The organism is Anaerococcus tetradius ATCC 35098 (genome assembly GCF_000159095.1).
GTDB classification, from domain to species: Bacteria; Bacillota; Clostridia; order Tissierellales; family Peptoniphilaceae; genus Anaerococcus; species Anaerococcus tetradius.
This window is the reverse complement of the sequence record NZ_GG666295.1, coordinates 340,592-365,244: the sequence shown is the minus strand read 5'-3', so window position 1 is coordinate 365,244 and position 24,653 is coordinate 340,592. Positions and strand designations below refer to the sequence as shown.

The 24,653-nt window shown below is 32.7% G+C and carries 23 protein-coding genes, 1 tRNA gene and 1 other RNA gene; 22 read left to right on the top strand and 3 right to left on the bottom strand.

Annotated features, from left to right (window positions below):
• Positions 1–19: 19 nt before the first annotated feature.
• The 17 genes from thyX to HMPREF0077_RS01785 all read left to right on the top strand — a co-directional run bounded on the left by thyX (position 20) and on the right by HMPREF0077_RS01785 (position 17,837).
• Positions 20–796, top strand: coding sequence for an FAD-dependent thymidylate synthase (gene thyX / locus HMPREF0077_RS01865; RefSeq protein ID WP_004836181.1), 777 nt, complete (start codon positions 20–22; stop codon positions 794–796).
• A gap of 35 nt (positions 797–831) precedes the next feature.
• Positions 832–1,533 carry an ABC transporter ATP-binding protein gene (locus tag HMPREF0077_RS01860; protein WP_040349232.1) on the top strand — a complete coding sequence of 234 codons (702 nt, stop codon included), beginning with the start codon at positions 832–834 and terminating at the stop codon, positions 1,531–1,533.
• Between the two features lies 1 nt (position 1,534).
• Positions 1,535–4,966, top strand: a complete 3,432-nt coding sequence (locus HMPREF0077_RS01855) for an ABC transporter permease (RefSeq protein ID WP_004836179.1) — start codon at positions 1,535–1,537, stop codon at positions 4,964–4,966.
• 131 nt (positions 4,967–5,097) lie between these two features.
• Entirely contained in the window at positions 5,098–5,670 is a 573-nt protein-coding gene (locus HMPREF0077_RS01850) for a histidine phosphatase family protein (RefSeq protein WP_004836178.1), read from the top strand.
• A gap of 26 nt (positions 5,671–5,696) precedes the next feature.
• A complete protein-coding gene (locus tag HMPREF0077_RS01845) occupies positions 5,697–6,683 on the top strand; it encodes a metallophosphoesterase family protein (protein ID WP_231723844.1) in 987 nt (328 codons plus the stop codon).
• Positions 6,676–8,529 (top strand): ATP-binding protein, encoded by a 1,854-nt coding sequence (locus tag HMPREF0077_RS01840; protein WP_004836176.1) that lies wholly within the window; start codon positions 6,676–6,678, stop codon positions 8,527–8,529. The genes HMPREF0077_RS01845 and HMPREF0077_RS01840 overlap by 8 nt, the downstream gene beginning before the upstream one ends.
• On the top strand, positions 8,526–9,203 hold the full coding sequence (locus HMPREF0077_RS01835) for a metallophosphoesterase (RefSeq protein ID WP_004836175.1): 678 nt from the start codon (positions 8,526–8,528) through the stop codon (positions 9,201–9,203). The genes HMPREF0077_RS01840 and HMPREF0077_RS01835 overlap by 4 nt, the downstream gene beginning before the upstream one ends.
• Positions 9,203–9,733: a class IV adenylate cyclase gene (locus tag HMPREF0077_RS01830; RefSeq protein WP_004836174.1), complete on the top strand. Its 531-nt coding sequence runs from the start codon at positions 9,203–9,205 to the stop codon at positions 9,731–9,733. Before HMPREF0077_RS01835 ends, HMPREF0077_RS01830 begins: the two co-directional genes overlap by 1 nt.
• Before the next feature lie 58 nt (positions 9,734–9,791).
• A complete protein-coding gene (gene pyrB, locus HMPREF0077_RS01825) occupies positions 9,792–10,730 on the top strand; it encodes an aspartate carbamoyltransferase (protein ID WP_004836172.1) in 939 nt (312 codons plus the stop codon).
• Positions 10,714–11,142 carry an aspartate carbamoyltransferase regulatory subunit gene (locus HMPREF0077_RS01820; protein ID WP_004836170.1) on the top strand — a complete coding sequence of 143 codons (429 nt, stop codon included), beginning with the start codon at positions 10,714–10,716 and terminating at the stop codon, positions 11,140–11,142. Before pyrB ends, HMPREF0077_RS01820 begins: the two co-directional genes overlap by 17 nt.
• Positions 11,143–12,336: a dihydroorotase gene (locus HMPREF0077_RS01815; RefSeq protein WP_004836168.1), complete on the top strand. Its 1,194-nt coding sequence runs from the start codon at positions 11,143–11,145 to the stop codon at positions 12,334–12,336.
• Positions 12,320–13,183 carry an orotidine-5'-phosphate decarboxylase gene (pyrF, locus tag HMPREF0077_RS01810; protein ID WP_004836167.1) on the top strand — a complete coding sequence of 288 codons (864 nt, stop codon included), beginning with the start codon at positions 12,320–12,322 and terminating at the stop codon, positions 13,181–13,183. The genes HMPREF0077_RS01815 and pyrF overlap by 17 nt, the downstream gene beginning before the upstream one ends.
• Positions 13,170–13,889: a dihydroorotate dehydrogenase electron transfer subunit gene (locus tag HMPREF0077_RS01805; RefSeq protein WP_004836165.1), complete on the top strand. Its 720-nt coding sequence runs from the start codon at positions 13,170–13,172 to the stop codon at positions 13,887–13,889. Before pyrF ends, HMPREF0077_RS01805 begins: the two co-directional genes overlap by 14 nt.
• Complete coding sequence (locus HMPREF0077_RS01800) at positions 13,886–14,785, top strand: dihydroorotate dehydrogenase (RefSeq protein WP_004836164.1); 900 nt, start codon at positions 13,886–13,888, stop codon at positions 14,783–14,785. Before HMPREF0077_RS01805 ends, HMPREF0077_RS01800 begins: the two co-directional genes overlap by 4 nt.
• Positions 14,786–14,793: 8 nt before the next feature.
• The gene (gene pyrE / locus HMPREF0077_RS01795; RefSeq protein ID WP_004836163.1) at positions 14,794–15,369 is read left to right on the top strand and encodes an orotate phosphoribosyltransferase; all 576 of its coding nucleotides are present in this window, start codon (positions 14,794–14,796) and stop codon (positions 15,367–15,369) included.
• Positions 15,370–15,429: 60 nt separating this feature from the next.
• Positions 15,430–16,134 (top strand): glucosaminidase domain-containing protein, encoded by a 705-nt coding sequence (locus tag HMPREF0077_RS01790; protein ID WP_004836162.1) that lies wholly within the window; start codon positions 15,430–15,432, stop codon positions 16,132–16,134.
• Positions 16,135–16,181: 47 nt separating this feature from the next.
• Positions 16,182–17,837 (top strand): glycogen-branching protein, encoded by a 1,656-nt coding sequence (locus HMPREF0077_RS01785; RefSeq protein ID WP_004836161.1) that lies wholly within the window; start codon positions 16,182–16,184, stop codon positions 17,835–17,837.
• Between the two features lie 103 nt (positions 17,838–17,940).
• Here the strand turns inward: HMPREF0077_RS01785 and cbpB are convergent, their stop codons facing one another.
• The 3 genes from cbpB to HMPREF0077_RS01775 form a co-directional block, all read right to left on the bottom strand.
• A complete protein-coding gene (cbpB, locus tag HMPREF0077_RS01780) occupies positions 17,941–18,420 on the bottom strand; it encodes a cyclic-di-AMP-binding protein CbpB (RefSeq protein ID WP_004836160.1) in 480 nt (159 codons plus the stop codon).
• A 123-nt stretch (positions 18,421–18,543) separates the two neighbouring features.
• An RNA gene (gene ffs / locus HMPREF0077_RS10425) (signal recognition particle sRNA large type) lies at positions 18,544–18,810 on the bottom strand.
• Positions 18,810–18,902 (bottom strand) — tRNA-Ser (locus HMPREF0077_RS01775). The genes ffs and HMPREF0077_RS01775 overlap by 1 nt, the downstream gene beginning before the upstream one ends.
• 119 nt (positions 18,903–19,021) lie before the next feature.
• Here HMPREF0077_RS01775 and dnaX point away from each other — a divergent pair.
• From dnaX to HMPREF0077_RS01750, 5 genes are read left to right on the top strand one after another with little or no spacing between them, the layout of a single operon-like run.
• Entirely contained in the window at positions 19,022–20,839 is a 1,818-nt protein-coding gene (gene dnaX, locus HMPREF0077_RS01770; protein WP_004836158.1) for a DNA polymerase III subunit gamma/tau, read from the top strand.
• Positions 20,840–20,854: 15 nt separating this feature from the next.
• Positions 20,855–21,193: a YbaB/EbfC family nucleoid-associated protein gene (locus HMPREF0077_RS01765; protein ID WP_004836157.1), complete on the top strand. Its 339-nt coding sequence runs from the start codon at positions 20,855–20,857 to the stop codon at positions 21,191–21,193.
• Positions 21,193–21,798, top strand: a complete 606-nt coding sequence (gene recR, locus HMPREF0077_RS01760) for a recombination mediator RecR (RefSeq protein WP_004836156.1) — start codon at positions 21,193–21,195, stop codon at positions 21,796–21,798. The genes HMPREF0077_RS01765 and recR overlap by 1 nt, the downstream gene beginning before the upstream one ends.
• A complete protein-coding gene (locus HMPREF0077_RS01755; RefSeq protein WP_004836155.1) occupies positions 21,791–22,774 on the top strand; it encodes a substrate-binding domain-containing protein in 984 nt (327 codons plus the stop codon). The genes recR and HMPREF0077_RS01755 overlap by 8 nt, the downstream gene beginning before the upstream one ends.
• 16 nt (positions 22,775–22,790) lie before the next feature.
• Entirely contained in the window at positions 22,791–24,188 is a 1,398-nt protein-coding gene (locus HMPREF0077_RS01750; RefSeq protein ID WP_004836154.1) for a glycoside hydrolase family 32 protein, read from the top strand.
• Positions 24,189–24,653 lie beyond the last annotated feature (465 nt).

The following is a 24,653-nucleotide window of genomic DNA, read 5'->3' as shown; positions in this document are numbered from 1 at the left end:
AGTAAAGGATAGCCCATATATGACAAATCAAAGTAAATTAAAAGTAAAACTATTAAATTATACAGCTGATGCAGAGCTGACTATAGCTCAAGCAGGCAAGCTTTGCTACTCTCCAGTTGGAGTCGATGAAATATCAGAAAAACAAGATCAAGTATCTATAGCTAAATATGTAAAGATGCTTTCAGATCTTGGCCATCTCTCACCGATTGAGCATGTTTCTTTCACCTTTGCTGCCGAAGGAGTATCGAGAGTATTGACCCATCAATTAGTCCGTCACAGACTTGCATCCTACTCTCAACAGTCTCAAAGATATGTAAAGTTAGATCAATTTGAGTATATAATTCCTCCAGAAATAGACAAGAATGAGAAGGCTAGGGATATTTTCATAAAACAAATGGAAGATTCACAAAAAGCCTACGATACTTTGACTGATATCCTTTTTGAAAAATCCTACAAGGAGTTAATAAAAGAAGGAATGGATGAAAAGAAAGCAAAAAGGACGGCAGAAAAGAAAGCCATTGAGGATGCCCGCTATGTTTTTCCAAATGCTTGTGAGACTAAAATAGTATTTACGATGAATGCTAGAAATCTCCTACATTTCTTTAATATGCGTTCTTGCCTAAGAGCCCAGTGGGAGATAAGGGAACTTTCTGATCAAATGGTCAAACTAGTTAAGCAAATATATCCAAATCTTTTCTTAAAGGCAGGCCCATCTTGTATTGGTGCTGCCTGTCCAGAAGGAAAAATGACTTGTGGAAAAATTAAAGAAGTAAGGGATAGGTTTTATAATTTGTGATAGATTTATAAAAAAATTACAAAAGGATGGAAATTATGTCCTACATACAATTAAAAAATTTAACTAAAGAATTCAAATCCGGAGATAGTAAAATAATCGCTAATGACAATATCAACTTCTCCCTTGATAAGGGCAAACTCCTAATAATTGTTGGAGCAAGTGGTGCAGGCAAAACCACCCTACTTAACCTCTTGGGAGGAATGGATTCAGCAACTAGGGGTGAGATTTTAATAGATGGAAAAAATCTGACTTCATTAAATGATAGAGAACTTACTGAATATAGGAGAAATGATGTAGGTTTCGTCTTTCAACATTACAATCTCATACCAAACCTAACAGCTCTAGAAAATGTAGAAATGGCATCAGAAATTTCTGATAATCCACTAGACCCAGAAACTATTTTAGGAGAAGTTGGTCTTTCTCATAGATTAGCAAATTTCCCATCTCAACTATCAGGTGGTGAACAACAAAGAGTTGCCATAGCAAGAGCACTAGCTAAAAATCCGAAACTCTTATTATGTGATGAACCAACAGGAGCCCTTGACTATGAAACAGGTAAGCACATCTTAAAGCTTTTACAAGACGCTTCTAGAAAAATGGGAGCAACTGTTGTAATAATAACCCACAACTCTTTAATCAAAGCCATGGCAGATCAAGTAATAGAAATAAGGGATGGGAGAATCTACAAAGATTTTATTAATGAAAATCCCCTTTCTGTAGAAAAGTTAGAGTGGTAATATGAACAAGGCATATTTAAAAAGCATTATTGCTGATATGAAAAAAACCAAGGGTAAACTTATATCAATAATGGTCATGGTCGCTCTTGCAAGCCTTGTTGTAGTGGGTCTGCTTCTATCTGGGCCTTCAATGAGAAAGAGCCTAGATAATAGTCTAAGAATCTACCAACACCCAGACCTTATTGTAAATTCTAGCTATGGCCTTGATTTTGAGGATAAGACTATAATAGAAAATCAAGATAATATTTCAAAAATAGATTTCATAAAGGCGACTGATCTTATAGATAGAGATATGCTAATAAGAGTTAAAGAATATGACCGCCAAATTCCTAAAGCAGTAATATCTTCTGGAAGAATGATTAAGAAGCCTGATGAAATTGTGCTTGAAGAAAAATTAAAGGATAAGTACAAAATCGGTGATGAGATTAGCTTTTCTTATATAAATAATGATCAGAAAAAAAATAATGAGATGGCTAGGCTTAAATATAAGCTTGTAGGTTTTTATAAATCTTCTGATTATTTTTTGGAAGATATGAAGGAAATCTCACCCCTAGGCAAAAGCGAAATTAATGGCTACGCCTATGTCCTTTCCGAAAATTTTAAAGCTGATAAATACAATGAAGCAAATATTGTCTTTAGTGATTTGGAGGGAATGGATAAAACTAGTAAGGCCTACATAAAAAGTATCAAGAGCAAAAAAGGTGACCTGGAATACTTGATGAAAAATAGGCCAGAAGAAGTATTAAGAAACATAAAAAGAGATGCCAATAAGGAAATTTCTGATGCTCAAGATGACCTAAATAAGGCAGAAAGAGATATAAGTAATAACGAGAAGAAACTTATTGAAAGTAAAAAAGATTTAGATGCTGGTTTTGTCAAATACGAAAAAAACAAAGAAGATTTCAATAAGAAGATAAAAAAAGCTAATGATGACCTAGCAAAGGCTCATGCAAAACTTGTTGATGGCAAAAGTAAAGTTAAGGCTGGTAAGGAAGAATATCGAGCCAATCTTGATAAATATAATAAAGATATAGCTAATGGTCAAAAAGAACTTGATAAGAAGCAAAAAGAGCTTAATTTAGGCTTTGCTCAAATAGATGGGCCAAAAAAAGAAATGGATAAAGCCTATGATAATCTTAATAAGATGTATGAAGCATCCTTTAATCAATTAAAAGAAGCAGAAGCTAGTCTTATAATTGAAAAAAATTATATAAAGACTAAAAAACAAGACCTGGATGAGCTTAATAAAAGTGATAAAAAAGCTAATCCAAATATTGAAGGACAAATCCTAAGTCTAAAAGAAGAAATTAAGCAAAGAGAAGAGGCTCTATTTATTAATAGGGCAATCTATGAATCTGATAAAAAAGATTTAGCTAGTAAATATCAAGCGAGCAAATACGAGCTCGATCAAAAGTTGGGTGGAGTAAGACAGAAAGAGGATGAACTCAAAAAGGCTAAGAAGCAAATTGATAAGGCCTATGCTGAATTTAATCAAAAAAAAGAATATGGCAAGCTTGAACTAGATAAGGCAAAAAATAAGATAATAACAAGCGAAAAAGAGCTTAGCGATGGTCAAAAAGCCTATGAAAAAGGCCAAGTTCACCTTAGGGAAAATAAAATTGAAGGTGAAAGAAAACTAAGCGATGCCTATCAAAAGCTCCTAAAGGGCGAAAAAGACTACCGAGAAGGAAAAAAGAAGTTTGAAGAAGAAAAGGCAAAGGCTGATAAGGACATTAGCAAGGCGAAAAAAGATATAGGTGATTCGAAACAAGCCCTCCTAAGCTTACAAGATCCTGAGTATAAAATAGAGAGCATTTTTGATAATAGGGGAATAAATACTTATTATCAAAACTCTCTTAATATGGATAGGCTATCTAAAGTATTTCCAGCCTTCTTCTATCTAGTGGCAATGCTAGTAACCCTTACAACTATGAAAAGATATATAGCAGAGCAAAGGATGATAAATGGCTGTTTCAAATCTTTGGGTTATAGCAACAAAGACATAGCTAAAAGATTTTATATATATGGTATAATCCCAACCATATTTGCTTCTTTACTAGGGGCAATTTTGGGAAGATTTGTAATAGTCAAGGTTATCTTTGATGCCTATTCTACAGGCTTTAAAGTCCTAGCTATGGACGTAGTAAATAGTCTATTTGCTATAATAATAGCTGTTAGTGTCTCAACTTTCTTAATAGCCCTTACGATTTTTATAAGCTCTAAGGAAACTGTAAAAGAAGTGCCAGCAAATTTACTAAAGGCCAAGGCTCCAGAATCCGGAACTAAGATATTCTTGGAAAGAATCAAATTCTTGTGGAAGCGACTTAGCTTTATGAGAAAAATAACAGCCAGGAACTTATTTAGATATAAGTCTAGGATGTTTATGACAGTCTTTGGTGTAGGTGGCTGTACAGCCCTACTATTCTTTGGCTTTGCTATGATGGATGCTATAAAAGATACATCAGCTATCCAACAAAAGGAGATTCTCCACTATCAAGCAGTTTCTATGATTAACACCAAGGCTAAGAAAGAAGACCTTGACTCCTATGAGAAACTTATTGGAGCCTATGATAATCTATCAATCTATAACAAGGAAGCAAGTCTAGAAAGTGATGGAAAAGATTTGAAGCTTTCCATAATCATCCCAGAAAATGACAAAAAATTATCCGATTTTGTAAGTTTAAGAGATTTGAAGAGGAAAAAGCTTAATCTAGCAGATAATCAAGTTATAATTACAGAAAATATAGCTAGGAAATTAGGGCTTAAAGTTTCAGATACTATAAAAGTAAACATTGATGATAAGGATCTAGACCTAAAAATTTCTGCAATAAATGAAAATTATGTAAATGATTATATTTATATATCGAAAGATTATTACGAGAAAAATATAGGAAAACTTCCTAGCTTTAATTCTAATTTGATTAAGGGAGATCCACTTGAGATTAAAGACAAGCTAGATAAGAATAAGGCAGTAAATGCAGTAGTTAATAAAACTGGCGTCTATGAATCCATAGATGCCCTACTTGATAACCTAATGCTTGTTATTCTTGTAATAACTCTCATATCCTCAGCCCTAGCAATTGTTGTTTTATACAATATTACTAGTATAAATGTTGGGGAGAGAAAAAGAGAACTTGCTACCATCAAGGTCTTAGGCTTCTATCCTAGAGAAGTCACCTCTTATATTTACAGGGAAATATTTATTTTGACCCTAATGGGAATACTAGTTGGATTTTTCCTCGGCTATCTTATGTTTAGATACATTTTAATAATAGTTGCCCCAGAAAATATTATGATATCCTACAGGACACATATTTTAAGTTATGTAATCTCATCGGCTATCACTCTAGTAATTTCCTTGCTTATATTAATCTTTGTTCATAGGGATTTAAAGAAAATTGACATGGCAGAGGCCATGAGCTCTGGTGAATAAAAACTTCAAATATAAGCTTTGAAGGTAAGTATTTAATAGGCTAGAAAAGTCGAGTATAATAAGTAAATAAGATTAAAGAAAAGTCGAGTTATGCTCGTCTTTTCTATTGGAAAAATTGATTCGAGGTATATATGAAAATAATATTTGTAAGACATGGTCTAACTGATGCAAATATCAATTGGAGATATTCTAAGGAGGATACTGTTCTTGCCAAGGAAGGTCTTTATATATTAGATAAAACAAAAAAATTATTAGACCCTTATAGAATTGATAAGGTCTACACATCAAATTTAATAAGAAGCCAAGAAACTGCAAAGATTTTAGGCTATGATGATTATGTAATTGATTCTAGAATAAATGAGATGAACTTTGGAGACTTTAGAGGTAGGGGAATTGATGAAGTTAGGGAAAGTGAAAAGGAATTTTTCAAAAGAGAAAAAAATGATTATTTTTCAATGAAATATCCAAATGGCGAATCAAGAAAGGATGTCATAAGAAGAACCTCTAATTTCCTTGACGAGATGTCCAAAGCTGATGAAGAAACAATCCTTTGTATCTCTCATGGTATAGCAATTAGATCAACACTCTTTTGGATTTTAAGTGATTTAAATAACTGGTCCAATTTTTGGATAGATAATGGTTCACTTACTATCTACAAAATTGAAAATGGGAAAAAACTTATAGAAAGTGTAAATAAAATATGAAATTCATCCATCTGGCGGATGCTCATTTGGCCGATTCTTTTAATTTTGACAATAAACTCTCAAAAACCATAAGAGAAGCTTCATGGAAGAGCCTTACTAATATTTTATCAGCCAACAAGGATGTAGACTTTGCTTTAATTGCAGGAGATTTGTTTGAGAGATCGTATTTTACAGCTAAGGACTTCAAAAGACTCTTTGAAATCTTTGAAGATTTTTCTAAAGATATCTACTATGTAGCAGGCAATCATGATTATATTGATAATTATAGCAAGATATTTTTGAGAAATTCTCCCTTAAATTTTCATGTATTTGGGTCGGATGCCTTAGAAATGTTTGAAAAAAACGATTTAAGAGTTTATGGTATTTCCTATGATGATAGGTCTTTTTCTAAAAAAATCGACTTAAATATTAAGCTTGATAGTAATTATTTCAATATACTCTTAATTCATGGAGATCTGGATAGAAAAGCTTCATCCTACTTTAACTTAGATTCTAAACTTATTAAAAAAACAGCCTTTGACTATGTTGCTATGGGCCATATCCACAAGAGAGCGAAAAATTCCAATATTTATTATCCAGGAAGTCTTGAACCGCATGATTTTTCTGATATTTACGATTATGGTTATATATATTATGAAGATTCTAAAGTAGACTTTGTGGACTCTTCTATCCTAAAATTTTATGATTTTAAGCTTAATTATGAAGATTTCGCAAATGAAAATGACCTGCTAACTTTTGTCAATAATAAACTTAATCCTGATAAGACTAATATACTTAGACTTAGAATTACGGCTGAAAGAGCATTGGATGATAAATATATAGAAAAAAATTTAGATGCCTACTACAAAGAGCTAAGTATAAGGGATGATTTGAGTTTTGCTGATATAGTCAAACTATACCCTAATTCACTCCTATCTATGTATATTGACAAGTTTAGCAATAGTGATGGTGAAATAGAAAATTTGGCAAGGAAGCTTGGTATAGATGCTATTTTGAGGAGTAAGGATGACTGAAATTTTTATCAAAGAACTTTATCTATTATCCTTCGGGAAATTTGAAGATAAGAAAATAATTTTTGATCGAGATTTTAATCTCTTTTATGGGAAAAATGAGTCAGGCAAGTCTACTATTACTGCCTTCATTGAGGGTCTCCTTTATGGTTTTGATGAAGGGAAAAATAGAAAGAGTTTTTCCAAGAAAAAAGAAATATACAAGCCAAAATTATCTTATAAGTATGCTGGATATGGGATTTTTTCCAAAGACGGAAGAGATATAAAAGTTACTAGGAATTTTGAAGATGGGTCTTATACGATGATAGATCTTTCTACCAATAAAGAAATTCAAGGAAAAAAATCTAACATAAATTTTCCTGGAGAATACTTATTAGGGATAAACTATTCACTCTACAAGAATTACCTTTCAAGCTTTCAAAGTCAAAAAGATGACCCCAAGGCTAGGGAAAATCTTTTGGAAAGACTAGTTAATGAGGATATTGATTATAACTTCTCTGCCAATAAGGCTTTAGAAATATTAGATGATAGAGAAAATAAGATTGGTAGCGATAGGGCCTACACGAAAGTTTTCTACAAGACAAGACTGGAAATAGAAGAGTTAGAAAATAAACTTTATGAAATAAGCGGACTAAAAAAAACATATAGGTCTGACTTTGAGAAATTAAATAAAAATAAAGATGAGCTTACTAATTGCAAATTAAGATATGATAAACTAAAAAAAGCCTGCGATGCCTATAAAAATAATAGGGCCAGTGAAAATTATAGGGACTATAGCAAGTGGACTCAACACTTATATGATATTAATACAAAAATTTCTGACTACCAGGATGTCTATGGACTTGATGAAAAATATCTAGAGAATTTAGAAAACGAAGCAAAACAAGCCAAGAATAAAAGCTATTTTACTAATAAATGGGAATTTTTTTCTCTTATAATGATTTGTCTAGGTCTTGGATTTTTTGTAAATAAGTATTTTTATATCCTAGCTATGGCCTTGGTATTTACTTATTTTATTCTGCTTAGCAAAGATAAGTCCGTTAATAATGGAGAAGATTTATATGATAAGTATAATAAGACAAGGGCAAGATTTTTAAGATATAAAAGCCTAAGGCAAGAAAAAGATAAGGTTGAAGAAGTAATTAAGATTTTAGAAAAGCAAGATATAAAGGATTCTAGCCTTACAAATTTCGACCTTGATTTAGATGATTTTGATATAGTAAAATCTGAAGAAGACCTAGATAGGATGCTAGAAGAAATATCTAGTTTAAATAAGGAAATAGCTAGTCAAGAGAAGGACTTATTGAGGATAGAAGATAAAATAAAAGACGAGCTAGACCTAGTTGAGAGATTAAATTTCCTAAAAAAGAAATTTTCGGACCTCGAAAAAACTAAAAAGGCTATTGCTCTATCTAAAAATATTATTAGGCAAATCGTAAAAGAAAATCCTAGTGATTTTAGGAGGCTTAATAATAGGATTAACTCTATAATCAAAGAGATTAGCAAAAATGCTTATGAGTCGATAGTTTTTGATGAAAAATTAAGGGCGAAAATCAGGACAAGGGAGGGCTATTATATGGCCATAGATCAGTTGTCTACTGGTTTTTTTGATCAACTTAATTTTGCCCTAAAGCTTTCCTTGAACGAAGAAGTTTTTGCTGATATTTTCATGATTTATGATGATGCCTTTATCAATTATGACAGGCAAAGGCTTAGAAATGCCCTTTTCTTCCTTTTGGACTCTTCATCAAAAAGGCAAGTTATTTATTTTTCTTGCCATGAGAGGGAAAAAGAAATATTCGATGCGGAAGAAATTAAAATTAATTATATAGATGTGGAGGATGTATGATATATGCAATAGCTGATTTACATCTTGATTATACAGGAGAGAAGTCCATGGAGGTATTTGGTGATGGTTGGGCCAATTACCAAGAGAGAATTTTTGCTAATTGGGAAAAAATTATCGAAGAAAATGATACGGTTTTAATTCCTGGTGATATCTCCTGGGCAATGGATACTGACCAGGCGAAAAATGACCTTAGAAGAATTGATGAGATGAAGGGCAAAAAAATTCTCATGAAGGGTAATCACGATTTTTGGTGGTCGTCCCTAAAAAAACTTGAAGATTTGGGCTTTAGGTCTATAAGTTTTCTACAAAACAATCATTTTGAGGTTGAAGGCTACGATATATGTGGTAGCCGTGGTTGGATAGCCAAGGATAGTAAAGATTTTGGCGAACACGATTTAAAGATTTTTAATAGGGAACTTATCAGACTTGAAAATTCTTTTAAAGAGAGTAAGAGTATTAAGAAAATAGCCCTTCTCCATTATCCACCTTTGAATGTGGATGGATCATTTAATGAGTTTTTTGACTTATGCAAGGCCTATAATGTTAGTAAACTAATTTATGGTCATCTTCATGGAGTTGGACACAAATTAATAAAAGAAGGGAATATAGAAGGCATAGATGTCTTTTGCGTTGCAGGAGACTATATAGATTTCATGCCAGTAAGGATTATATAATGCAAAGAGAAATTGAAGTAAAAGTATTAGATATAGATATAGATAAGATGAAAGAGAAGTTAGAAAGCCTAGGTGGTAAGTTAATTAATCACGAGTTTCAGACAAACTACACCTTTATTCCAAAGGGAGAGGGAGAATTTTCTGATGGCTATTTAAGAATCAGGGAAACTATTTATACAAATGGCGAGAACAAGGATATAGAACTTACCTTCAAGGAAGTAAAAACTGTTGATGATGTTAGGATTAACAACGAATATACTACCCATATTGATTCGGTAACTATGATGATTAAAATTCTTGAGCATATGGGTATAGAGCTTGAATATCAAGGTAAGAAAGAGAGAATATCCTACACATACAAGAACCAAAGATTTGATATTGATATATGGGATAAGGAAACTTATCCAAAGCCATATATGGAAATTGAATTTACTAACCAATCCATGATTGATGAAATAATTGATGACCTAGATATAGATAGGGCTAGTGTTACAAATAAGTCTATTACTGAGCTTAGAGAAGAATTGTAAAAAAATTTTGACTTTCGTTTATTTCGTGATATAATATGAAAAACTTAAGGAGTAAACGATGATTTCTATTAAAAATTTATTAAATTCGTATGATTTGACAAAAAAAGACCTATTAGAGATAATTGACCTAGGAAATGAAATTTATAAGAGTCCTGATAAATTTTCCCATTGTGCAGATGGAAAGATTTTAGGGACTCTTTTTTTTGAGCCATCAACTAGGACTAGATTATCATTTGAATCTGCTATGCTAAGACTTGGAGGATCTGTAGTAGGATTTTCTGATGCAGGTGTATCATCTTCAACCAAGGGAGAAAGCCTAGCTGATACTGTAAGAACTGTTAGCCAATATGCTGATATTATTGCTATGCGTCACCCTCAAGAAGGTGCTGCATTTCTTGCAAGCAAGACTGCTGACTGTCCAATAATTAATGCAGGAGATGGTGGCCACCAACATCCAACTCAAACCCTAACTGATATTCTTACTATATCAAATTACAAAAAAGACTTATCTGGTCATGTGATTGGACTTTGTGGCGATCTTAAGTATGGTAGGACAGTTCATTCTCTACTAAAGGTTATGAGCTTGTTTCCAAATAATAAATTTATCTTAATCTCACCAGATGAGCTAAAACTTCCAGAGTATGTAAAAAAAGAAGTTTTTGCTGATGGAAATAACAACTATGAGGAAGTTAGAAGCCTAGATGATGTAATGGATAAGCTAGATATTCTTTATATGACAAGAATACAAAAAGAAAGATTTTTCTCTCAAGCCCAATATACAAGGCTTAAAGATTCATACTTACTTGATAAGGAAAAACTAAAAATGGCAAAGAAAGACTGTATAGTTCTTCATCCCCTACCAAGGGTAACTGAGATTGCTACAGAAGTAGATTCAGACCCAAGGGCAGTTTATTTCAAACAAGTAAAATTTGGAATGTATGTAAGAATGGCACTTATTTTAAAACTTTTGGAGGCAAACAATGATAGAAATAACTAGTATAAAAGAGGGAATAGTAATAGATCATATCAAGGCTGGTTTGGGTATGGAAATATTTGATAAGCTAAACCTTAGACAGTTAGATGATGAAGTAGCTATTATATTAAATGCTAACTCAACCCAACACGGAAAAAAAGATATATTGAAAATTGCAAACAATGTCGACATAAACCTAGATGTGGTATCAATAATTGATCCTTCTGCTACAATTAATATCATTAAAGGTGAAAAGGTAGTGGATAAATTGGCTCTCAAATTGCCAAAACATGTAAAGGGTCTACTTCATTGTCAAAATCCAAAGTGTGTATCAACTAGTGAAAGAGCAGTTGAAAGTGAATTTAGCCTAATAGATGAAGAAGAAAAAACTTATAAATGTGATTATTGCGGTCATATTTACGATGTGGAAGAATAAATGAAGCAAATTTTCAAAAATCTATACGCTTTCGATGATAAGCTAATTTCAAAAAAACCGATTTATGTAGAGGATGGAATAATTGTAGATGAATTTGAAAAGGATGATGAAACTGAAATAATTGATTGCGACAATCTAGCTGTACTTCCTGCCTTTACAGATCTTCATGTACATTTTAGAGATCCAGGTTTTACCTATAAGGAAGACTTAAAGACAGGGTCTTTGGCAGCTATTAAGGGGGGATATACATCCCTCCTTCTTATGGGTAACACCAATCCACCAGTTTCTTCTCCAGAAGTCTACGAAGATATAATAAAAAGGTCAAAAGACTTAGACTTAATTGATATCGAGCAAGTTTATACAATTACAGAAAATCTTGCAGGTAAAAGCCTATCTCATCTAGACACTATGCCAAAGTCCGTTAAGTTCATCTCTGACGATGGTCGTGGGGTAAATGATGATAACATAATGTATGAGGCTATAATCAAGGCAAAAGAACTAGGTGTAAAGATGGCCCTTCATGAGGAAGTTGCCAAAGTATCTGCTAAGGATTATGAAATAGCAGAAGATGCTATGACTCTTAGGGATTGCTATTATGCCTATAAGCTTGACTATCCCCTACATTTTTGCCATGTTTCAACCAAGGGAGCGATGACAGCTATTAAGTATTTTAAGGACTTGGGCGCACCAATCACTTGCGAAGTAACTCCACATCACTTATATTTTTCTGACAAGAAAAGAGAAGAGATGAAGGTAAATCCGCCAATAAGAAAAGAAGTTGACAGGCAATTTCTTATAGAGATGATAAAAGAAGGCTATGTTGATGCTATCTCAACTGATCATGCTCCTCACACAAAGGAAGAAAAAGAAAAGGGGGCACCAGGTTTCATTGGAATCGAAACAGCTTTTTCAACCTGCTATGAAGTCTTAGTTGAAAGCGGGATAATATCTCTTAATCAATTGATTAGGATTATGTCAACAAGGCCTGCTGAGATTTTAGGACTTAATAAGGGAAGGATAAAAAAGGGATACGAAGCAGACTTTGTCCTAATTGATTTGGACCAATCCTATATTTATAGGGAAGATGAAATCAGGTCTAAGTCCAAGAACTCTTTGATGATTGATAAGAAGCTTGATGGAAGAATTAAGCGAGTTTACAAGAAAGGAAGATTAAAATATGAAGATAATAGATAGATTATACGAAAAAGTTTCACAAAACGGTTTTGTATGTGTAGGACTCGATACCTCCATGGATTATATTCCTAATAAGATTAAGGAAAACAAGACTATAGCTGAAGCTATTTTTGCCTATAACAAGGAAATAATTGATAATACTTATGATGTTTGTGCTATATATAAACTTCAAATAGCCTACTATGAATCATATGGTCTTGAGGGCATGCTCGCTTACAAAAATACCTTGGCTTATCTAAGACAAAGAGGTCTTCTTTCAATTGGAGACGTTAAAAGAAGCGATATAGCAGCAAGTGCTCAAATGTATGCAAAGGCCCACTTTGAAGGCGATTTTGAAACGGATTTTATAACCCTAAATCCTTATATGGGTATGGATTCTATTTCTCCTTACGAAAAATACATAGAAAGTGGAGATAAGGGAGTTTTTGTCCTTCTCAGAACTTCAAATCCAGGGGCCAAGGACTTCGAGATCCTCCCAGTCGAAGGTGAAGAATTTTTCTACAAGGTTGGAGATAAGATGAAAGAATTAAACGACAAGTATTTGGGAGAAAATTCTTATGGGCCAATAGGACTTGTAGTAGGTGCAACCCACAGCGAAGAAGTAGAAAAGATTAGGAATAGATATGACAAGATGTTTTTCCTAATTCCAGGCTTTGGAGCACAAAAAGCTGATAGTATGAATGTATATAAATTACTTCAAAATCTAAATGGGGGAGTAGTTAATTCATCAAGAGCAATTCTTAAAAACTGGCAAAATTTTGAAGATGGAGCTTGTAGGGTAGGTTTTTATGCAAGGAAAAAGGCAATAGAAACCTTTGAGGAAATAAAAGCAAATGAAGTCCTATAAGAAAGCAAAAATAATAGAAAACAAGAAGATAGCAGAAAATGTGTATCTGATGAAACTAGCCTGCGACTTTAAAGCCTTGCCAGGTCAGTTTTTTATGTTTAGGTCAGAAGCTTTTAGGCACGATCCACTATTATCAAGACCTTTTGGTGTATGTGATGAAGAAGATGGAGAGCTTTCTTTTCTGTATCAAGTCGTAGGAAAGGGAACTGAAATAATGGCAGGTCTAAAAAAGGATGCTGAAGTAAAACTTTTGGGCCCTCTAGGTAAGGGCTTTAGTAAAAAAGATGTCGGAAAAATTGCTGTAGTAGGCGGGGGAATAGGTATTGCTCCCCTCCTATATTTAGTAAAAAAACTTGATGTTAAATGCGATTTCTATGCAGGTTTTGCCAAAGAGCCTTATTATATGGATGAATTTAAAGACCATGTAAATAAATTAGTTACTACAAGTGACTACTACGATAAGAAATTCATTACAGAAGAAATAAATCCTGATGAATATGATATGATTTATGCTTGTGGCCCTAATCCCATGCTAAAGGCCTTGTATAATAAAGCAGCAAATACACCTATGGAAGTATCAATGGAAGCCCACATGGCTTGCGGTATTGGAGCATGTCTTGGTTGTACGGTAGAAAAATCCAATGGAGACTTCCTAAGAGTATGCAAGGACGGACCAGTTTTTGATGCTAAGGAGGTATTTGGATGAATACTAAAGTAAGAATTGCTGGAGTAGACTTTAAAAACCCAGTAATAGCTGCAAGTGGAACTTTTGGTTTCGGCAAGGAGTTTTCAGAATATATTGACCTCAACAAGCTTGGGGGTATATGCTCCAAGGGTCTAACCCTTAATAGAAATTTGGGTAATAAGGGAATAAGGATATACGAAACTCCTTCTGGCATAATGAATTCTATAGGTCTACAAAATCCAGGCATAGAATATTTTGTAAAAGAAGAACTTCCTTTTTTAAAAAAATTTGATACAGTTGCAATCGCCAATCTCGGTGGTCATAGTGTTGATGATTATGTAAGGGGAGCGGAAATTATAGACTCAACCTCATCAGATATGATTGAGCTAAATATTTCTTGTCCCAATGTTAAAGAAGGGGGAATGGCCTTTGGAACGGATCCATCTAAGGCTTGCCAAGTTATAAAGAAGGTTCGTTCAAAGACAAAAAAGCCTCTAATAGTCAAACTTTCACCAAATGTTTCAAACATTGGCGATTTTGCAAAAATTGCCCAAGACCAAGGAGCTGACGTAATTTCACTTATAAACACTATTAATGCTATGGCAATAGATATAAGGCAAAGAAAGCCTGTGTTTGCAAATAAAACAGCTGGCCTATCTGGCCCTGCTGTTAAACCAATTGCAGTAAGAATGGTTTATGAAGTAAGTAAGGCAGTTGACCTTCCAATTATTGGTATGGGTGGAATTATGACCTATGAAGATGCTATAGAATTTATTATGGCAGGAGCTTGGGCTATCCAAGTAGGTACTGCGAATTTCATCGACTATAAAACAATGGAAAATATAATAGCAGGCCTTGAAAAATTCATGCAAGAAGAAAATATTAAATCATTAGAAGAAATAAGGGGAATAATTTAGGAGATATTATGGATAAAACATTAGAATTACTTAAAAAATCAGATGCACTACTAGAAGGACACTTTATCCTATCTAGCGGAAAACACTCTAATAGATATATACAATGTGCCAAACTCATCGAAAATCCAGTTTACTGCGAAGAGGTGGCAAAAATTATAGCAGACAAACTTAAAGAAGAGGTTATAGAAGTAGACCTATGCGTTGGACCTGCTATGGGTGGAGTTATTATTTCATATGAATTGGCAAGAGCCCTGGGAGTAAAAGCAATTTTTACTGAAAGAGAAAATGGTCAAATGACTCTAAGAAGGGGCTTTCATATAGAAAAAGGAATGAAGGTCATAATTGTAGAAGATGTAATAACAACAGGTAAATCATCCTTCGAAACTGTAGATGTTATTAAGGGATGCGGAGCTGAGGTCTTAGCCTTAACTTCAATAGTTAATAGGTCTAATAAAGATGAAATTAATAATCTTCCTATAATTTCTGCTACAAAAATTGATGTAGAAACATGGGATGAAGACCAACTTCCAGAAGAAATAAAGAAAATACCAGCAACTAAGCCAGGTTCAAGATCTCTAAAGTAGCTTTATCCTTGCATTATCTATAATTTAATATATAATTAAATAATAGGTAAGGGGAGAGATATGAAATTAAGAAAATTTATCAACAAAATATTTGCTGGTAGTTTTGCTATGGTATTGACTATTAGCTTTGCTAAAAATAATGCACATGCAGCGGCTAATAATAAGCTTGATCTCATGTATTATGGCTTAAAAAAGATAAATGCCGAAACTTACAATTTAAAAGATATGAAAAAAAGAAGGTTTGATAAGCTAGAAAAGGACCTAGAAGAAGCATTAAATATTGGCTGTGATAATGTCAACAATGATAGCGACTTTTATCTACTCAATAATCTTAATTTTAGTGCAAAAGAGCTAGATTATGGACTAGCTGATACAGGCTTGGCCGGTTTGGGTAAAGATTTTAAAGCAGTAGCTGATAAGTATGGAATAAATCCGCTTCTCCTTATGGCTATGGCTAAGCATGAAACTGGTAATGGTACAAGCGAATTATTTAGAGAAAAAAATAATTTGTTTGGCTTCAATGCCATTGACCACGATCCATACAATATGGCAACAAAATTTAAAAGACCAAAGGATTCAATAGACACAGTTGCAAAACATCTAAAGGAAGAATATCTGGATAAAAACGGAACTTATTTTAATGGAGTTTCAGCTGAAGGAATTGGTTCTTCCTATGCATCCGATCCAGACTGGTCAAAAAAAGTTAATTCCATGATGATGGAAATAGCTGACAAGATGATAGAAACAAACAAAGCAGGTGATTAGACCTGCTTTTTTTTCTTGTAATAGTATAATGTGCTAAAGGAGTGTATATGAATACTAGAGATTACTTAGAAGGTTTATCTTTCGATGGCTATAAGTTTTTTGGAGCTCATAAGAAAGATAAGGGATATATATTTAGATTATTAGCAAAAGAGGCGAGTGAAGTATATATAATTGGGGATTTCAACAATTGGCAAAGACAAGCCATAAGGAAATATCCGACAGGAGTATTTTCTATAAGTATTGAAGATGCGAAAGAAGGGCAAAAGTATCAATACATTATTAAAGATTCTGATAAGGAATTTACAAAAATTGATCCTTATTCAAAAATGATTGATTATAAGGAAAAGTCATCAGTTCTTGTAGATGATGATTATAAATTTAAGTCAAAGAGGAAAAAAGCAACAAATAAAAATATTCTCCAGGTTCATCTTGCTACTTTATTTAAAGATAAAGACAAGACGAGTCATGAAATTTTCGATTCAATTATCGAGCATTGCCACGCTAACAATTACACATCTGTATTGTTAATGCCCGTAAATGAGTATCAAAACTATAAGTCCATGGGATATTCTGCCATGAACTTATTTTCCTATTCTGAAAGGTATGCAAGTGGACTTGACTTTAAGAAGTTTGTAGATAAGGCTCACAAAAATAATATAGAGCTTTTCCTAGAAGTCGACATTGGAGGATTTGATCCTGATGAAAATGGTCTTCTTCGATTTGATGGATCTAGTATGTACAATTACGATTATGAGGATATTATCTATAATTATTATGGGTCTATTAACTATGATTTAAGCAAGAATTTTACAAAATCTTATATACAAAGTGCTATTGCCTATTGGGTAAATGAGTATAAGTTAGATGGAATCTTACTTCCATCAGTTGAAAACTCTTTATATTGGCAGGGTGATAAGACTAGGGGAATCAACAAGAATAACATAGCTTTTATAGAAAATCTTATTTCCTATCTAAAGGCTAAGGATCTTTTGATTTTGGCTTCATTTAACGGGATTTATGATTTGGACCTATCTTTTGATATGGTTTTTGACAATAGAAGCAAGACACTGATTAATATGCTAAAAGACCAAGCTATAAAAAGAGATTATTATAAGAACTTTATTAATGATATTATAGTAAATGATAGAAAAGATAGGATATTAGGTTTTTCTTATGTGGATTCCTATCAAAATGAAGCAAATCTTGCCATGAAGATGCATACTGATGATAAAAAGTTTGAGCAAGAGAAAGTTCTCTTTACCTTCCTCTTTAGCTTAAAAAGTCCTAAATTGCTCTTTATGGGAGATGATTGTGGAGATTTAAGAACTTATAGTATATATAATAAATTTGCTTTTGATTCTTACGAGAATAATCTTAAAGATATTAACAAATATTTTAGAGATATTAGCAAAGTTTTCATGAAAGAAAAGGCTCTTAATAGTAAGGACAGCTCGACTCAATACCTAGATATTGGCGGGTTTAGTCTTTATGCATACAAGAGAATTTATAAAGATGAACAGCTTCTAGTAATAATTAATTTTACTGATATTGATTACGAAATAAGAAGTGATTATTCTTTAGAAGAAATAATAAATACAGAAAGTCTTGAATATAAAGGCTCAGCTAATGTTAATGGCCTAGTTAATATTGGAGAGAATATAAATATTAAAGGATTTTCTGCAGCGATATTTAGAATTAAGTAAAGAAAAGGAGCTGTTGCAAAATTATGAATAATCATCGTTCCATCATTAGAAGGTTCTTCTATTGATATTAGGACGATCTATTCATTCTGCAACAGCCCCTTTTTTAGATGTATTCTTTTTCTATTTCTTTTAGCTCATATTCATTTTCTATATTATGGGCTATATGGGTAAATCTTTCCAAAGCAATTTTTCTTGGAATTATACCAAGAAAATATCCGTTCTTTAAGGTTATACATACAAAGTTGTTATTAATCAAAAGCCTTAGAACATCTTCGAGATCGTAATTATCAAATAACATTGGCACTACTTGGTTCATTACTTCTTTAACTTTAATAGAAGCTAGTTTGTCTTCATCAAAAAGTGAAAGATTATCAAAGCTGGTGACTATACAAGATATGGAAATTAAACCTCTTACATGATTATCATCGTCTACTACTGGAATTATTTGATAACCAGAATTAGATAAGACGAGAACGGCATGGAGCAAGGAATCTTCCTCATGACATATTGCAACCTCAGAAGCAGGTATCATTAGATTTTCTGTTGGTCTATAAAACATATCTTTAAATTTTTTACTAATCATTTTACACCTCTCAAGGTAATTCTATCATATTCAACTTTATCTAATTATATTATAATATAGTTATTTGTATTTTTAATGTAGAAAAAGTCGTCAGACGAAAAATTATCTGACGACTTGATATGTAAGCACACCCAAAATCGAAGCTAAGACTTTAAGAAGTGTCCTATGAGTCCGACTCATGTTAGGTGACCTTACGGCACACAGAAAGGACTGCTTAATGCTGCTACGTTCCCGTCCTGACATGATTCACAGCTTCCTGTTGCGTAAGACCTAACAATCAACACCATTCTCATAAGTCTTAGATAAAGAATTAGTCCCTCAATTGGGATTTAAACCCTGCTATAGCGGATTGCAGGTTACAAGGCACCGCTAACTCCCCGTCTAGTGCATGGCGGAGAGCATGGGATTTGAACCCATGATACGCTTATATTACGTATACACGATTTCCAATCGTGCTCCTTCAACCACTCGGACAGCTCTCCTTACTACATTATTAGACTATACTTTTAATAAATGAAATATCAAATAAATTTATGATATGATCTTTACTTATTATTAGTTCCTAGTTATGGTATAATAAATCTGATAGAAAGGAAAAATTATGGCAAAAGCTTTGTATAGACAATACAGGCCCAAAACTTTTGACCAAGTCTTAGGTCAAGACAGGGTTGTCAATGTTCTTAAAAATCAAGTAAAAAATAAGAACTTTTCTCATGCTTATATTTTTGCAGGAGAAAGAGGTTGTGGCAAGACTACTTGTGCCAAAATCTTTGCTAAGGCTATTAATTGCCTTCATCCTGTCGATGGATCACCATGTCTTGAATGTGAAAATTGTAAGGCTATTGATGAAGAATCCACAATAGATATTATTGAGATGGATGCCGCAAGCAATAGAAGGATTGATGATATTAGAAATTTGAAAGATAATGTAATCTATCCACCAAACAAGCTAAGGTATAAGGTCTATATTATAGATGAGGCTCACATGATTACTAGGGAGGCTTTTAATGCCCTTCTTAAAATTATGGAAGAACCACCAAGTCATCTGGTTTTTATACTTGCGACAACTGAAATAGATAAAATTCCAAATACTATTTTATCCAGGGCTCAAAATTTTGAATTTAATAAAATTGAAGCAAAAAAAATTAAAGAGCAGATAAATCTAATCTTAGAAGATAAAAATATAGTAATGGAAAATGAAGCTATTGATCTTATAATTAGAAAAGCAAGCGGGGCTATGCGTGATGCTCTAAGTATCCTCGACCAAGTTCTATCATTTGATAAAGCTAAGTTTACTTTGGCAGAAGTTGAAAATTTATTGGGAGTAGTTGACTTTTTTGAAATAGATAAGCTGACTTCTTCTATTATTTCCTATAACCAAAGTGAGTCCTTATCCTATGTCTTTTCATTAAGGGAGAATAATAAATCCAACAAGGATATCCTAGACTCCCTAACTTTTTATCTTAGGGATATAATGATTTATAAAATGACGGGGGATGATAGGCTTTTTGAAAATGAAGAAAGAGCTGATTTTATCAAAAAAAGAGCGGCTGAGCTTGAGATAGATAGATTATTAGATATGCTTGATATACTCAGTGATTATTCTAACAAGTTAAGGTCTGCTGATAATACAGATTTGATAATAGAGCTAATGCTTGTTAGACTTATAACGAGTAAGGATATTAAATCAATAGATTCAAGACTTAGGGCTTTGGAAGAAAGTAAAGATGATGATATAGTAAGTATTATTAATAAGCTAGTTGATGATAAGTTAGCTAAGATTGATCTTGATGAAATAAAGAGCGTAGAAGCTAGGGATACAATAGGCAAGTTTAATATAAACAAAGTCGATGAAGATAATAAAGCTATCGATAAAAATTATGAAATAATAAATAATGAGAAGCTAAATGAAGTTATAGAATCCAATGATTCGGCTAAAGAAGAAAAGCATTCTCCTATAGATAATGAAAGCTCGGATTTTTCTAGCTCCATAGAGCTTGCCCCAAGAGTTATTGATGACATAAGAGCAATGATTATAAAGACTGCTGGTAGGATGCTAAAAGCTATGTTTGAATCAGATGGTTTTAACTATATTTACAAAAAGGGAAACTTTACTTTGTATCTAAAGGACGATTTTTACGGGATTTTCATCCAAACCAAGACAGAAGATATTAGAAGTCAATTAAATGAAATCCTAGATGAGGACCTTGTATTTTCTATTGATAATTATTCAAATATAGAAAAAAATAAAGAAAAAAAAACTAGCTCTTTAGCAAATGACCATAAGAATAATAAGGATATTGAAGTAAGAGCTAATGACTTAGAAAATAAGATTAATCATAAGAAAGAAACTAATAAAGAGCCTTCAAATATAGACAGATTGAAGGAAATATTTAAGGAAGAATTAATAATTAAGTAAGAAAAGGAGAAAATTATGGCAAGAGGCGGATTTAGACCAGGTGCACCAAATATGAACAATATGATGAAACAAGTTAAGAAGATGCAAGAGCAAATGGAAAAGGCTCAAGCAGAGATAGAAGAAAAAGAATTCTCTTCAACTGCTGGAGGTGGAGTAATAGAAGCTACTGTTAATGGCAAAAAAGAAGTTTTAGCTATTAAGATTAATCCAGATGTTGTTGATCCAGAAGATGTCGAAATGTTAGAAGATCTTATAATGGTTGCAATTAACGATGCTATGGCAAAGGCAGCAAGTTATAATGAAGAAACTATGGGTAGATTAACAGGTGGAATTAATATTCCTGGTTTAATGTAATGGCCCTTTATCCGGAATCTCTAGTAAATTTAATTGACGAGTTCCAAAAATTACCAACCATAGGTCGCAAGAGTGCAGAAAGACTAGCCATGTCTATTGTAGATAGGGATAAGGATTCTGTTGATGAATTTGCAAAAAGTTTATTAGAAGTAAAATCGAGGATTCATTCTTGTGAAATATGTGGAAATTTAACAGAAGAAGACATTTGTGATATTTGTAAGGATATAACTAGAAACGAAGAATGTTTGTGTATAGTTGAAGATGTGAAAAATCTTATAGCAATAGAAAAATCCCACGCCTACAGGGGACGCTACCATGTCCTAGGTGGGCTGATTTCGCCTTCTGATGATATAGGTCCTGATAAGTTAAATGTCGATAAATTACTGGAGAGAATTGACAAAGAAGATATAAAAGAAGTTATATTGGCTATTTCATCTACAATAGAAGGGGAGACAACAAGTCTGTTTTTGACAGGCCTTCTATCGAATAAGAATGTGAAAATCACAAAGCTTGCTCAAGGTATCCCTGTTGGATCTAATCTTGAGTACTTTGACCAATTAACTTTAGAGAGAGCACTAGAAGATAGGAGAGAAATAGTTGATTAAAATAAAAAAAATCATCTTTATTATCCTTGGGATTTTTGTCTTAACTTCTTGTTCGTCATTTAAGAAAGCTACTAAAAAAGAAGCCTTAGAAGGTTCCCATGCCGAGTATTCTAAGCCAGTATCCAACAAAATTAGAATTAAGACGACAAGCTTTTCGTCAGCAATCTTGCTTGATTGCATGAAGGATGATAACGATACTTATGATGTCGAGCATTGCAAGTCTTTTTCGGAAGTCCAAAATGGAGATTTTGATATAGCCCTAGTACCGGCAATATTAGCTCCAAGTATCTATAATTCAAGTAAGCAATCTGTTGAAATTTCGGCAATAACCCTTCTTAACAACCTCTATGCAGTCAGTAAATCTGAGATATTGACTCCTAAGGCTTTGATTGGAAAGGTTATTTATATACCAGATTTAGGAGATAGCTACCAAAACATGATAGATGCTAAGCTTGGTATATTAAAGAAACTATTTGGTGTAAAAATCGAAAGATATAAGGATTCACAAGAACTCAAAGAAATTCTAGACAAAGATGATTTTGCAATAGCTATTGTTTCAGAACCGAATTTGTCTAAAGTAGCAGGCCGTGTCGATAATATTTATAGGATTTCTGATATGCTATCTTTTTTTCCAATTAAAAGCAATGGAAAACTAGATGATTTTATTTCGGAAGTAATCCTTGTAAATAAAAATTTTCTTAAAGACAACAAAGAAGCCTTTGATAAATTCCTAGATGATTACAAGGCAAGCCAAGCGAAAATCAAAAATGATTCAAAAATTTCAACAGATGTAATAAATAAGTATGATATAAACAATCAAGACGCTATTAACATATATCAAAATATGAATAATGTCTACATAGAAGGTGATACTATGGTGGGAATGTATAATCTTTTCTTAGATTATCTAGAAAAAGCTAAGTTAAATTTCTATCAAGGTGATAGACCATCGGATGATTTTTATTATAGAAAATAGTAAGGATATAGACTAGATGTTTAATGAAGAAATGTACTTGAAAAACAAAGATAAATTTCAAGATATGTGCAAAAAAGTAAAAGAAGATCCTTTACTTCAAAGCTTTCATATATATCCCCAAGCAGGCTGGTTAAATGACCCTAATGGCTTGTGCTATTTCAATGGTAAATACCATATTTACTTTCAATATTCACCTTTAGATGAAAAAAAGTCTGATGTTTTGTGGGGACATGTGAGTAGCCCTGATTTTATAAACTACAAAAGAGAAGACCCCTTCATTTTTCCTGATACGAGGCTTGATTATGATGGAGCTTACTCAGGATCTGCCTTTGTAAAAGATAATAAAATCAATTTCTTCTATACTGGAAATGTCAAGCACAAGGGAGATTTTGACTATATTAGGCAGGGTAGGGAACACAATACAATAAAAATTATATCGGATGGATATAATTTTGATGAGAAAAAATTGATATTGTCGAATGATGACTACCCATCCGATATGACCAAACATGTAAGAGATCCCAAAATATACCAAAAAGACGGGACTTATTATATGTTCTTGGGTGCAAGATCAGTAGAAGATAAGGGCCTAGTATTAGTTTTTAAATCAACAGATTCAGAAAACTTTACCTATCATATGAGAATTGAAAGTCAAAGTAAATTTGGCTATATGTGGGAATGCCCTGACTTTTTTAGCATAGATGATAGAGATTTTCTTATACTTTGTCCTCAAGGTTTAGAAAGTGAAGAATACAAGTATGAAAATATATACCAGGCTGGCTACTTTCCAATAAAAATTGATTTATTAAGCAAGAAATACGAATTGGCGAACTTCGAAGAATTAGACTATGGTTTTGATTTCTATGCTCCTCAAAGCTTTGAGGATTCTAAAGGAAGGCGAATCCTTATAGGATGGATGGGTATGCCAGATGCTAGCTATACAAATCCAAGTGTAGCATACAAATGGCAACATTGCTTGACAATTCCTAGGCAACTTACAGTCATAGATGGTAAAATTTATCAAAATCCAATAAAGGAACTTGAGAAGCTTAGAAAAGAAAAATTGCAAATACTACCAACCAATCATTATGATGAACTTGTTTTTGAAGCGATAGCAGAAGATATATCAGAAGATTTTTCTATACATCTAAGAAAAGATGTAAGCTTAAAATATGAAAAAGGAATTCTGGAACTTGCTATGGGCAAATCTTCCGCAGGGAGAACAAGAAGAAAAGTTAAAGTGGAAAAAATAAATAGTTTAAGAATATACTCAGACAGATCTTCTATAGAAATATTTATAAACAAAGGAGAATATGTTCTTTCCACAAGAGTCTACTCTAAAGAAGCAGACTTTTACTCAGAAAACTTAGAATTTAGCTTATATAGGTTAAACTCTTTTAGCTTTATAGAATAAAACTTAGTTAAGTTTACCAAAAATTAGCTATAAAAAAACTAACGAACTTCCATGGATAGAAAACTAATCCATGGATTTTTTAATACTAACTAATCAAGATTAGCAAATCACTTTAAGCTAAACAATAATTTAAAACTTAAAAAACTGCTTTATATATAGTTTGAATAAGAGGAAATTAGACATGTCGAGAGCTAGGTATTTTTCTATGCATGCAATTATTAAGCTATAGGTGTTTTTATATCGCAAAGATTTAAAAATATAAATTATACAGTTCATATATGTTAATACTTCGAATAAAAAAGGGCCTTAATCGGCCTCTATAACTTCTATTATACTTTTTTGTTTTTAGCTACAAACATATGATTTTATACGCCTTAGTCTGCCTTTAAACACTGAATAGTGTATAAATTTTTATTTATACGTTGATATTCCATTAAATATCTTCATGTGGCTATATGATTATTG

Bases quoted from the DNA above. Each gene is read 5' to 3' on its own strand.
- HMPREF0077_RS01805 (WP_004836165.1), top strand. From the start codon at position 13,170: ATGAAGTCCTATAAGAAAGCAAAAATAATAGAAAACAAGAAGATAGCA.
- HMPREF0077_RS01800 (WP_004836164.1), top strand. From the start codon at position 13,886: ATGAATACTAAAGTAAGAATTGCTGGAGTAGACTTTAAAAACCCAGTA.
- HMPREF0077_RS01750 (WP_004836154.1), top strand. From the start codon at position 22,791: ATGTTTAATGAAGAAATGTACTTGAAAAACAAAGATAAATTTCAAGAT.
- HMPREF0077_RS01790 (WP_004836162.1), top strand. From the start codon at position 15,430: ATGAAATTAAGAAAATTTATCAACAAAATATTTGCTGGTAGTTTTGCT.
- HMPREF0077_RS01840 (WP_004836176.1), top strand. From the start codon at position 6,676: ATGACTGAAATTTTTATCAAAGAACTTTATCTATTATCCTTCGGGAAA.
- pyrE (WP_004836163.1), top strand. From the start codon at position 14,794: ATGGATAAAACATTAGAATTACTTAAAAAATCAGATGCACTACTAGAA.
- cbpB (WP_004836160.1), bottom strand. From the start codon at position 18,420: ATGATTAGTAAAAAATTTAAAGATATGTTTTATAGACCAACAGAAAAT.
- HMPREF0077_RS01830 (WP_004836174.1), top strand. From the start codon at position 9,203: ATGCAAAGAGAAATTGAAGTAAAAGTATTAGATATAGATATAGATAAG.
- HMPREF0077_RS01855 (WP_004836179.1), top strand. From the start codon at position 1,535: ATGAACAAGGCATATTTAAAAAGCATTATTGCTGATATGAAAAAAACC.
- dnaX (WP_004836158.1), top strand. From the start codon at position 19,022: ATGGCAAAAGCTTTGTATAGACAATACAGGCCCAAAACTTTTGACCAA.
- HMPREF0077_RS01765 (WP_004836157.1), top strand. From the start codon at position 20,855: ATGGCAAGAGGCGGATTTAGACCAGGTGCACCAAATATGAACAATATG.
- HMPREF0077_RS01815 (WP_004836168.1), top strand. From the start codon at position 11,143: ATGAAGCAAATTTTCAAAAATCTATACGCTTTCGATGATAAGCTAATT.
- thyX (WP_004836181.1), top strand. From the start codon at position 20: ATGACAAATCAAAGTAAATTAAAAGTAAAACTATTAAATTATACAGCT.
- pyrB (WP_004836172.1), top strand. From the start codon at position 9,792: ATGATTTCTATTAAAAATTTATTAAATTCGTATGATTTGACAAAAAAA.
- HMPREF0077_RS01850 (WP_004836178.1), top strand. From the start codon at position 5,098: ATGAAAATAATATTTGTAAGACATGGTCTAACTGATGCAAATATCAAT.
- pyrF (WP_004836167.1), top strand. From the start codon at position 12,320: ATGAAGATAATAGATAGATTATACGAAAAAGTTTCACAAAACGGTTTT.
- HMPREF0077_RS01820 (WP_004836170.1), top strand. From the start codon at position 10,714: ATGATAGAAATAACTAGTATAAAAGAGGGAATAGTAATAGATCATATC.
- HMPREF0077_RS01860 (WP_040349232.1), top strand. From the start codon at position 832: ATGTCCTACATACAATTAAAAAATTTAACTAAAGAATTCAAATCCGGA.
- HMPREF0077_RS01785 (WP_004836161.1), top strand. From the start codon at position 16,182: ATGAATACTAGAGATTACTTAGAAGGTTTATCTTTCGATGGCTATAAG.
- HMPREF0077_RS01835 (WP_004836175.1), top strand. From the start codon at position 8,526: ATGATATATGCAATAGCTGATTTACATCTTGATTATACAGGAGAGAAG.
- recR (WP_004836156.1), top strand. From the start codon at position 21,193: ATGGCCCTTTATCCGGAATCTCTAGTAAATTTAATTGACGAGTTCCAA.